The organism is Burkholderia sp. Ac-20379, assembly GCF_017104645.1.
GTDB lineage: Bacteria > Pseudomonadota > Gammaproteobacteria > Burkholderiales > Burkholderiaceae > Burkholderia.
The window spans coordinates 1-9,657 of sequence record NZ_JAAGPF010000289.1; the positions used below are offsets into that span (position 1 = coordinate 1).

A 9,657-nucleotide genomic window follows, 5' to 3' on the forward strand; every position below is an offset into this window, starting at 1 on the left:
CCGCGAGCGGCCGGCCGCCCTCCCCGCCTCGAACGCCCGCCCGGCCCCGCGCCGGGCGGGCCGCATGACGCGCCGCCGGAACCGCCCCCCGCCGATGGTAAAATTCCCGGTTACTCTCTCCACGCCCGACCGGCCGCCCCATCATGTCCGACACCCGCCCCGACACCCTTTTCGCCCTCACCGCGCTGTCGCCGCTCGACGGCCGCTACGCCAGCAAGACGGAAGCCCTGCGCGACTGGCTCTCCGAGGCCGCGTTCATGCGCCATCGCGTGACCGTCGAGGTCCATTGGCTGATCGCGCTGTCGCGCGCCGGTTTCGCCGAAGTGCCGCGCTTCTCGGAAGCGTCCGAGCAATTCCTGCTGCAACTGGTCGAGCGCTTCACGGCCCACGACGCGGCGCGCATCAAGGACATCGAGCGCGTCACGAACCATGACGTGAAGGCCGTCGAATACTGGCTCAAGGAATCGGTCAAGGGCCAGCCGGAACTCGAGCGCGCCAGCGAGTTCATCCACTTCGCCTGCACCTCGGAAGACATCAACAACACCTCGCACGGCATGATGCTGTCCGGCGCGCGCGACAACGTGATCGTCCCGGCGCTGCGCACCGTGCACCAGCGCCTCGTCGCGCTGGCGCACGCCCAGGCCGAACAGCCGATGCTGTCGCGCACCCACGGCCAGCCGGCCAGCCCGACCACGCTCGGCAAGGAAATCGCCAACGTCGCGGCCCGTCTGGCGCGCGCGATCGATCGCATCGCCAAGGTCGAGCTGCTCGGCAAGATGAACGGCGCGGTCGGCAACTTCAACGCGCACCTGTCGGCCTACCCGACGTTCGATTGGGAAGCGTTCTCGAAGGACGTCGTCGAAAACCGCCTGAAGCTCAGCTTCAATCCGTACACGATCCAGATCGAACCGCACGACTACATGGCCGAGCTGTTCGACGCCGTGGCGCGCGCCAACACGATCCTGCTCGACCTCGACCGCGACGTGTGGGGCTACATCGCGCTCGGCTACTTCAAGCAGCGCACCAAGGCCGGCGAAATCGGCTCGTCGACCATGCCGCACAAGGTCAACCCGATCGATTTCGAAAACTCGGAAGGCAACCTGGGCCTGGCCAACGCCACGCTGCGCCACCTCTCGGAAAAGCTGCCGGTGTCGCGCTGGCAGCGCGATCTGACCGATTCGACGGTGCTGCGCAACATCGGCGTCGCGTTCGGCTACTCGCTGCTCGCCTACGACGCCCTGACGCGCGGCCTCGACAAGCTCGAAGTGAACCCGGCGCGCCTGAACGAAGATCTCGACAACTGCTGGGAAGTGCTGGCCGAGCCGGTGCAAACGGTCATGCGCCGCTACGGCATCGAGAACCCGTACGAGCAACTGAAGGAACTGACGCGCGGCAAGGGCATCACGCGCGAAGCGCTGCAGGAGTTCGTCGGCGGCCTGGCGATCCCGCAGGACGCCAAGGATCTGCTGCTGGCGATGACGCCCGGTTCGTACATCGGCAAGGCCGTCGAACTGGCCAAGCGCATCGCGTAACGCGCACGGCCGGGCATGCCCGGCCGGCAAGCCAATGAAAAGCGCCCGGGGCTTTCGCCGCCGGGCGCTTTTTTCATGGGCGCGGCCCGCGAAGGGCCACGCCGATTCCGATCGCCGGAACGCTCAGGATTGCGCGGCCAGGCCGAGTTTCGCCAGCACCTCGTCGACCATCTGCTCGGGCGTCTGCTCGATGCTGACCTGCACGGCTTCGTCCTCGCCCGGCACTTCGAGCGTGTCGAGCTGGCTTTGCAGCAGCTTCGGATCGAAGAAGTGGCCGGTGCGCGTCTTCAGGCGCTCGGTCAGCACCTCGAACGTGCCGTGCAGATAGACGAAACGCACGTCGTGGTCGCCGCCGCGCAGCACGTCGCGGTACGCACGCTTCAACGACGAGCAGGTGAACACGGCCGTTTCGCCGGCCTGCTGCTTCGCCTCGATCGCCTCGCGGATCGACTTCAGCCACGGCCAGCGGTCGTCGTCGGTCAGCGGAATGCCCTGATGCATCTTCTCCTTGTTGGCGGCGCTGTGGAACGCGTCGCCGTCGGTGAACGTACACCCGAGACGCTCCGCCAGCAGCTCGCCGATGCGCGACTTGCCGGCGCCCGAGACGCCCATTGCGATCAAAATCATTGACTACCCCTTCTTGCTGTTACAGGACGGTGGCCAGCGCCATCGTCAGACCCAGACCCAGCAGCGAAATGATGGTTTCGAGCAGGGACCAGGTCTTGAACGTCTGACCGACCGTCATTCCGAAATATTCCTTGATCAGCCAGAACCCGCCGTCGTTGACGTGCGAGAAGATCAGCGAGCCCGAGCCGGTGGCCAGCACCAGCAGTTCCGGCTTGACCGTCGAGGCCGAGGCGGCCGCGATCGGCGCGACGATGCCGCAGGCGGTGGTCATCGCGACGGTGGCGGAGCCGGTGGCCAGACGCATCAGCGCGGCGGCGAACCAGCCGAGCAGCAGCGGCGACAGATTCGCGGCCTTGGCCGTTTCGACGATCTGCGTCGAGATGCCGCTGTCGCGCAGGATACCGCCGAAACCGCCGCCCGCGCCGACGATCAGCGTGATGCCGGCGATCGGCGCCAGGCACTCGCTGCAGAACTTCTGGATCTGTTCCTTGTTGAAGCCCTGCTTCGCGCCGAACGTCCAGAAGCTGACGAGCACGGCGATCAGCAGCGCCACATCCGAATTGCCGGCGAAGCGCAGCAGGTTGTTCGGCACGGTTTTCGGCTCGAACACCAGATCGGCCCAGCTGCCGACCAGCATCAGCACCACCGGCAGCAGGATCGTGAACAGCGTGATGCCGAAGCTCGGCAGCGCGCGGTCGCGCTTGGCCTGGTCGCCCGAATCGATGAACTGCGAGGCGAGCGGATTGTTCGCCGGCAGCTTGACGTGCTTGTGGATCAGCAGCGCGAACAGCGGGCCGGCCACGATGGCCGTCGGGATGCCGACGATCAGGCCGTAGGCGATGGTCTTGCCGATGTCGGCGTGGAACGCCTGCACCGCGAGCAGCGCGGCCGGGTGCGGCGGGATCAGCCCGTGCACGACCGACAGGCCGGCCACCATCGGCAGCCCCACCAGCAGCAGCGATTTGTTGGTGCGCTTGGCGACGTTGAACGCGATCGGGATCAGCAGCACGAAGCCCACTTCGAAGAACACCGGCAAGCCGATGATGATGGCCACGCACATCATCGCCCAGTGAATGTTCTTCTCGCCGAACCAGCCGATCAGCGTGACGGCGATCCGTTCGGCGCCGCCCGATTCGGCCATCATCTTGCCGAGCATGGTGCCGAGGCCGACCACGATCGCGATGTGGCCCAGCGTGCCGCCGTTGCCGGTTTCGAACGATTTGACGATCTTGTCCATCGGCATACCGACCACGGCGCCGAGGCCGAGCGACACGATGATCAGGACCAGAAACGGATAGATCTTGAAGCGCGCGATCATCACGATCAGCAACACGATCGCGATCACCGTGCACCATAGCAGCCCGCTGCCTTGAACAGCACCCATGAACTCCTCCTTGCGATTATTGGAACCGGGCCGACGCACCACGACACCCGGCCATTCTTCGATGGGCCTGCGAGCGCCAAACCAGGCGCGCCCGACAGGACGCTGAATTCTACTTTCGTTTTAATCGGCGCGATAGAACCGGTTCCATTCGCATAAACCCCTAGAAAAGCGCCGAAAGTCTGAAGAATCGGGCACAGCACGACACGGCCCGCCAAGGTGGCAAGAGGTCGCGATCGCGCGGATCAACTATAGGGGATGGCGGCCGGTTTCGCCTTGCGGATGCGAGGCGTCGAGGCAGGATTCGGCAGGCGCGGCCACAGCGCGGCGGGACCGATGGTCGCGGATGCAACCATCGGTCCCGCCCGGACTCATCGCGCGCTCAGCGCGTCAGTTGGCTGGCGGCCTGCGCGAGGCGCGTGACTTCGGCCCAATCCTGCGCGGCCAGCGCCGCCTTCGGCGTCAGCCACGAACCGCCGACGCACACCACGTTCGGCTGCTTGAGGAAATCGGGCGCCGTCTGCACGCTGATGCCGCCCGTCGGGCAGAACTTCAGCGCCGGGAACGGGCCGTGGAACGCCTGCAGCATCGGGATGCCGCCGGCCTGCTGGGCCGGGAAGAACTTGACGACCTCATAGCCGAGTTCGAGCGCGGCGATGATGTCGGTCGGCGTCATGACGCCCGGCAGCAGCGGCAGGCCGGCGTCCTGCGCGGCGTCGTGCATCGCGCGCGTGAGGCCCGGCGAGACGCCGAACTGCGCGCCGGCCTTCTTGGCGAGCGCGCAATGCTCGGGCTTCGTGATGGTGCCCACGCCCACCACGATGTCGTCGGCCAACTGGCTCGCGCGCTCGATCGCCTTGAGGCCGGCTTCGGTGCGCAGCGTGATTTCGAGCACCTTCACGCCGCCTGCGTGCAGCGCGCGCGACACGTGCTCGCCCTGCTCGACCGTCTCGAACGCGAGGACCGGAATCACCGGGCCGAGTTTCACGATGTCGTGGATCGTCTTCATCTGCTGCTTCTCCTGTAACGGGATGGATCTGTTCGGATTCGCGGGTCGCTGCGTTCGGTTCAGTGCGCGCTCGTCACGCCGGCGCGAGCGGTTTCGCCCACCAGCGCGCCGAACACCGAGGCGCCCGCCTCGGCCGGCATCGCCGCCGCGCGGAACACGCCGAACAGCTCGCGGCCGAAACCCACTTCGTTGTCGGCCTGATGCGCCGGGCGCGCCAGCTCGCGCGCGGCCCAGTCGTTCGCGTCGATGTCGACGTCGAGGATGCCGGCCTGCGCGTCGATCACGATCGTGTCGCCGGTGCGCACCTTGGCCAGCGGGCCGTCGAGCAGCGCCTCGGGCGACACGTGGATCACCGCCGGCACCTTGCCCGACGCGCCCGACATGCGCCCGTCGGTCACCAGCGCCACGTGGAAGCCCTGATCCTGCAGCACGCCGAGCAGCGGCGTCAAACGGTGCAGCTCGGGCATGCCGTTGGCACGCGCGCCCTGGAAGCGCACCACCGCCACGAAATCGCGCTTCAGCTCGCCCGCGTCGAACGCGGCCTGCACGGCTTCCTGCGATTCGAACACGATGGCCGGCGCGACCACCTTGCGATGCTCGGGCGCGACGGCCGAAATCTTGATCACGCCGCGGCCCAGGCGGCCCTGCATCAGGCGCAGACCGCCGTCGGCCTGGAACGGCTCGCCGATCGGCCGCAGCACCTTGGCGTCCTGGCTCTCGGCCACGCCCGGCACCCATTCGAGCTTGCCGTCGAGCAGCTTCGGCTCATACGTGTAGTGCGACAGGCCCTTGCCGGCCACCGTGGTGACGTCCTCGTGCAGCAGGCCGCCCTCGAGCAGGTTGCGCACCAGGAACGCCACGCCGCCGGCCGCGTGGAAGTGGTTCACGTCGGCCTTGCCGTTCGGGTAGATCTTGGCGAGCAGCGGCACCACGGCCGACAGCTGATCGAAATCGTCCCAGTCGATCAGGATGCCGGCCGCGCGCGCGATCGCCACGAGGTGCATCGTGTGGTTGGTCGAGCCGCCCGTGGCGAGCAGCGCGACGATGCCGTTGATCACGGCCTTCTCGTCGACCACATGGCCGATCGGCGTGTAGCTGCCGCGCTCGACGGTCAGATCGAGCACGCGGCGCGCGGCCTGGGCCGTCAGCGCATCGCGCAGCGGCGTGTGCGGGTGGACGAACGCCGAGCCCGGCAGATGCAGGCCCATCACTTCCATCAGCATCTGGTTGCTGTTGGCCGTGCCGTAGAACGTGCAGGTGCCGTGGCCGTGATAGGCGGCCGATTCGGCTTCGAGCAGCGCGTCGCGGCCCACCTGGCCGGTGGCGAACTGCTGGCGGATCTTGGCCTTGTCGTCGTTCGACAGGCCGCTCGTCATCGGGCCGGCCGGCACGAAGATGGTCGGCAGATGGCCGAACTGCAGCGCGCCGATCAGCAGGCCCGGCACGATCTTGTCGCAGATGCCGAGGCACAGCGCCGCGTCGAACATGTTGTGCGTGAGCGCGATCGCGGTGCTCATCGCGATCGTCTCGCGCGAAAACAGCGACAGCTCCATGCCCGGATTTCCCTGCGTGACGCCGTCGCACATCGCCGGCACGCCGCCCGCGAACTGCGCGACGCCGCCGTTCTCGCGCGCCGCCGCCTTGATCAGGTCCGGATAGCTGACGTACGGCGCGTGCGCCGACAGCATCTCGTTGTACGACGAGACGATGCCGATGTTCGGCTCGCGCACCGACTTGATGACGAACTTGTCGTTGCCTTCGAGGCCGGCGAAACCATGCGCGAGGTTCGCGCACGACAGCGCGCCGCGCGCCGGGAAGCGGCCTTGCGCGGCGTCGATGCGTGCGAGATAGGCGGTGCGGGTGGGACGGCTGCGTGCGACGACGCGCTCGGTCACGTTCACGAGAGTGGGATGCAGCGAGGCCATGCTGGGCGTCTCCTCGGTGGCCGGCGGGGCCGGCATCGGAAATCGTGGGGTGGGGCCGGTTTTGACCGACCGATCGCCGCGAAGTTTAGTAGAAAAACTACACGCCTGCAATCTTGCGGCGCAGCATTCACTTGGTCAACTCTTGTACAAAGCTTGCTAATCATAGCTTATCGATTAGTGAAAACCCTGATCCGCAAGCTGCCAGTAGCATCGATCGACCCTAAATTTCATGTAGTTTTTCTACAATCCATCCGCAATACTACAATCCGTCATTTCCGAAACGAGCCGCCGATGCTGCCCCGAATCGAAGCGTTGCGCGCGCAGTTGCGCCCGTCCGAGCAGAAACTTGCCGACACCGTGCTGGCCGCGCCGCGCGAGATCCTCGACATGTCGATGACCGACCTCGCGACGCGCGCCGGCGTCAGCCAGCCGACCATCGCCCGCTTTTGCCAGGCGCTCGGCTGCAGCGGCTTCCGCGAATTCAAGATCCGCCTCGCGCAAAGCGTGGCGCCGGGCGTGCCGTCGGTGTATCGCGACGTCGAGCCCGACGAGCCGGCGCCCGGCATCATCGGCAAGGTGTTCGACCGCACCATCGGCGCGCTGATCGAGGTGCGCAACAGCCTGTCGGCCGGCAGCGTGGCCGAGGCGATCGCGCTGCTCGCGCGCGCCTCGCGCATCGAGTTCTACGGCGCGGGCGGCTCGGGCATCGCCGCGCAGGACATCCAGCACAAGTTCTTCCGGCTCGGCGTGCCGAGCGTCGCCTATTCCGATCCGCACACGTTCTCGATGTCGGCCGCGCTGCTCGGCCCGCAGGACATCGTGGTGGCGATCTCGAACACGGGCCGCACGCGCGACATCGTCGAGGCCGCGAAATCGGCGCTGGCCTGCGGGGCCAAGGTGGTGTCGATCACGCACAGCCACTCGCCGCTCGCGCAGGTCGCGAGCGTCAACCTGGCGTCGAACATCGCCGAGGAAACCGACGTGTTCTCGCCGATGACCTCGCGCATGTCGCATCTGGCGATCGGCGACATCCTCGCGGTGGGCGTGGCGCTGCAGCGCGGCCCCGAGCTGGTCGACCGGCTCGGCCGCGCCAAGGCCGCCATCGTGCGGCGGCGCATCGACGCCGAGGTGCGCCCCGGCGAGCGCCGCAGCACGCGCGAGGCGCGCGACGCGGCGAACGAAGGCAGCGGCGAGGCGCGAAAGGAAGAGACGGGCGAACGCTGAACGCGAGGCCTGCAAGACGCAACGCCCGCACGATCCGCGCCGGTAACAGTAACGGCGGCGGCCCGTGCGGGCGTTGTCATGTGGCGCGCCGCCGAATGCGGCGCAATGCGGGGCTCAGAACGGCTTGATCACGGCCAGCGCCACCGCGCCGAGCATGCCGAGCACCGGCAGTTCGTTGAAGAAGCGATACCAGCGATCCGAGCGGCGGTTCTCGCCGCGCTCGAACACGCGCAGCAGGTGGCCGCAGTAGACGTGATAGCCGATCAGCAGCAGCACGATCGTCAGCTTCGCGTGAATCCAGCCCTGCCCCTGGCCAATGCCGGCCACGAGCCAGAGCCACAGCCCGCACGCGAGCGCCGGCACGGCGATGAAGCTCATGAAGCGGAACAGCTTGCGCGCCATCGTCAGCAGGCGGCGCACCGCGCCGGGATCGCTCTCCATCGCGAGATTCACGAAGATGCGCGGCAGGTAGAACAGCCCCGCGAACCACGCGGCGATCAGCACGATGTGGAAGGTCTTGACCCAGAGGTACGTCATCGAATCGTCCGTTGGCAGTGGCGGGCGGCGATCACTGCCGGCCCTCGCCGTGCCCGAGCACGACGTATTTCAACGAGGTCAGCCCCTCGAGCCCGACCGGGCCGCGCGCATGCAGCTTGTCGTTCGAGATGCCGATTTCGGCGCCGAGGCCGTATTCGAAGCCGTCGGCGAAGCGCGTCGAGGCGTTGACCATCACGCTGGCCGAATCGACCTCGCGCAGGAAACGCATCGCGCGGTCGTGATCCTCGGTGACGATCGCGTCGGTGTGCGCGGAGCCGTAGGTGTTGATGTGCTCGACCGCGGCGTCGAGGCCGTCGACCACCTTGATCGCGAGCACCGGCGCGAGATATTCGGTGCGCCAGTCTTCCTCGGTGGCGTCGACCAGCGGGCCGACGCCGGCCGCTTCGAGCACCGCCTTCGCGGCCGCGTCGACGCGCAGCTCGACCGACTTGTCGCGATAGAGCCGGCCCAGCGGCGGCAGCACCGCCGCCGCCACGCCGCGCGCCACCAGCAGCGTTTCCATCGTGTTGCAGGTGCCGTAGCGGTGCGTCTTGGCGTTGTCGCACACCGTGAGCGCCTTGGCCAGATCGGCGCGATCGTCGACGAACACGTGGCAGATGCCGTCGAGGTGCTTGATCATCGGCACGCGCGCATCCTTCATCAGCCGTTCGATCAGGCTCTTGCCGCCGCGCGGCACGATCACGTCCACGTATTCGGTCATCGTGATCAGCTTGCCGACCGCCGCGCGATCGGCGGTGGCCACCACCTGCACGGCATCGGCCGGCAGCCCGGCCGCCGACAGCCCCTCGCCGATCAGCTTCGCCAGCGCCGTGTTCGATTCGAGCGCCTCGGAACCGCCGCGCAGGATCGTGGCGTTGCCCGACTTCAGGCACAGCGCCGCGGCGTCGATCGTCACGTTCGGGCGCGATTCGTAGATGATGCCGATCACGCCGAGCGGCACGCGCATCTGGCCCACCTGGATGCCGCTCGGGCGGAACTTCAGGTTCGAGATCTCGCCGATCGGATCGGCCAGCGCAGCCACCTGGCGCAGCCCTTCGATCATCGTGTTCAGCGCCTTGTCGGACAACGTCAGGCGGTCGATGAACGCGGCGTCCTGGCCGTTCGCGCGCGCACGTTCGACGTCGCGTGCGTTGGCGGCCTTCAGCGCCGGCGCCTCGCGTTCGATCGCGGTGGCGATCGCGGCGAGCGCGGCGTTCTTCGCGGCGGTGTCGGCCCGCGCGATCGCGCGCGAGGCTTGCCGCGCGCGGCGGCCGACGTCCGACATGTACTGATCGATATCCATCGTGAAACCCGAATCCGGAATGGCGGCCGCGCCGTGCGGCGGCTCGCCGTGGTGATGAGCGCCGCCGCCCGGCTCGGGCGCGGCGAGTGAAGATTGTATGCGCGCCGGCGCGCGCTTGC

Annotated in this window: 8 protein-coding genes; 2 read left to right on the forward strand and 6 right to left on the reverse strand. The window is 67.7% G+C overall.

The window, feature by feature from the left end; genetic code table 11:
* The first annotated feature begins 143 nt into the window (after window positions 1–143).
* On the forward strand, window positions 144–1,532 hold the full coding sequence (gene purB / locus G3N92_RS26360; protein WP_206130527.1) for an adenylosuccinate lyase: 1,389 nt from the start codon (window positions 144–146) through the stop codon (window positions 1,530–1,532).
* A 123-nt stretch (window positions 1,533–1,655) separates the two neighbouring features.
* Here the strand turns inward: purB and G3N92_RS26365 are convergent, their stop codons facing one another.
* From G3N92_RS26365 to edd, 4 genes are all read right to left on the reverse strand, one after another.
* A complete protein-coding gene (locus tag G3N92_RS26365; RefSeq protein WP_206130528.1) occupies window positions 1,656–2,159 on the reverse strand; it encodes a gluconokinase in 504 nt (167 codons plus the stop codon).
* A gap of 19 nt (window positions 2,160–2,178) precedes the next feature.
* Window positions 2,179–3,543 (reverse strand): gluconate:H+ symporter, encoded by a 1,365-nt coding sequence (locus G3N92_RS26370; protein ID WP_206130529.1) that lies wholly within the window; start codon window positions 3,541–3,543, stop codon window positions 2,179–2,181.
* A 379-nt stretch (window positions 3,544–3,922) separates the two neighbouring features.
* Window positions 3,923–4,549, reverse strand: a complete 627-nt coding sequence (gene eda, locus G3N92_RS26375; RefSeq protein ID WP_206130530.1) for a bifunctional 4-hydroxy-2-oxoglutarate aldolase/2-dehydro-3-deoxy-phosphogluconate aldolase — start codon at window positions 4,547–4,549, stop codon at window positions 3,923–3,925.
* A gap of 59 nt (window positions 4,550–4,608) precedes the next feature.
* A complete protein-coding gene (edd, locus tag G3N92_RS26380) occupies window positions 4,609–6,474 on the reverse strand; it encodes a phosphogluconate dehydratase (protein WP_206130533.1) in 1,866 nt (621 codons plus the stop codon).
* A gap of 291 nt (window positions 6,475–6,765) precedes the next feature.
* On the opposite strand from edd, the gene G3N92_RS26385 reads away from it, so the two are divergent.
* Window positions 6,766–7,698, forward strand: a complete 933-nt coding sequence (locus tag G3N92_RS26385; protein WP_206130531.1) for a MurR/RpiR family transcriptional regulator — start codon at window positions 6,766–6,768, stop codon at window positions 7,696–7,698.
* A gap of 114 nt (window positions 7,699–7,812) precedes the next feature.
* Here G3N92_RS26385 and G3N92_RS26390 read toward each other — a convergent pair whose 3' ends face one another.
* Together G3N92_RS26390 and G3N92_RS26395 are read right to left on the reverse strand one after the other, a co-directional pair.
* A complete protein-coding gene (locus G3N92_RS26390) occupies window positions 7,813–8,235 on the reverse strand; it encodes a CopD family protein (RefSeq protein WP_206130532.1) in 423 nt (140 codons plus the stop codon).
* Between the two features lie 31 nt (window positions 8,236–8,266).
* The gene (locus tag G3N92_RS26395) at window positions 8,267–9,538 is read right to left on the reverse strand and encodes a glutamate-5-semialdehyde dehydrogenase (protein ID WP_206130534.1); all 1,272 of its coding nucleotides are present in this window, start codon (window positions 9,536–9,538) and stop codon (window positions 8,267–8,269) included.
* Window positions 9,539–9,657: the final 119 nt, after the last annotated feature.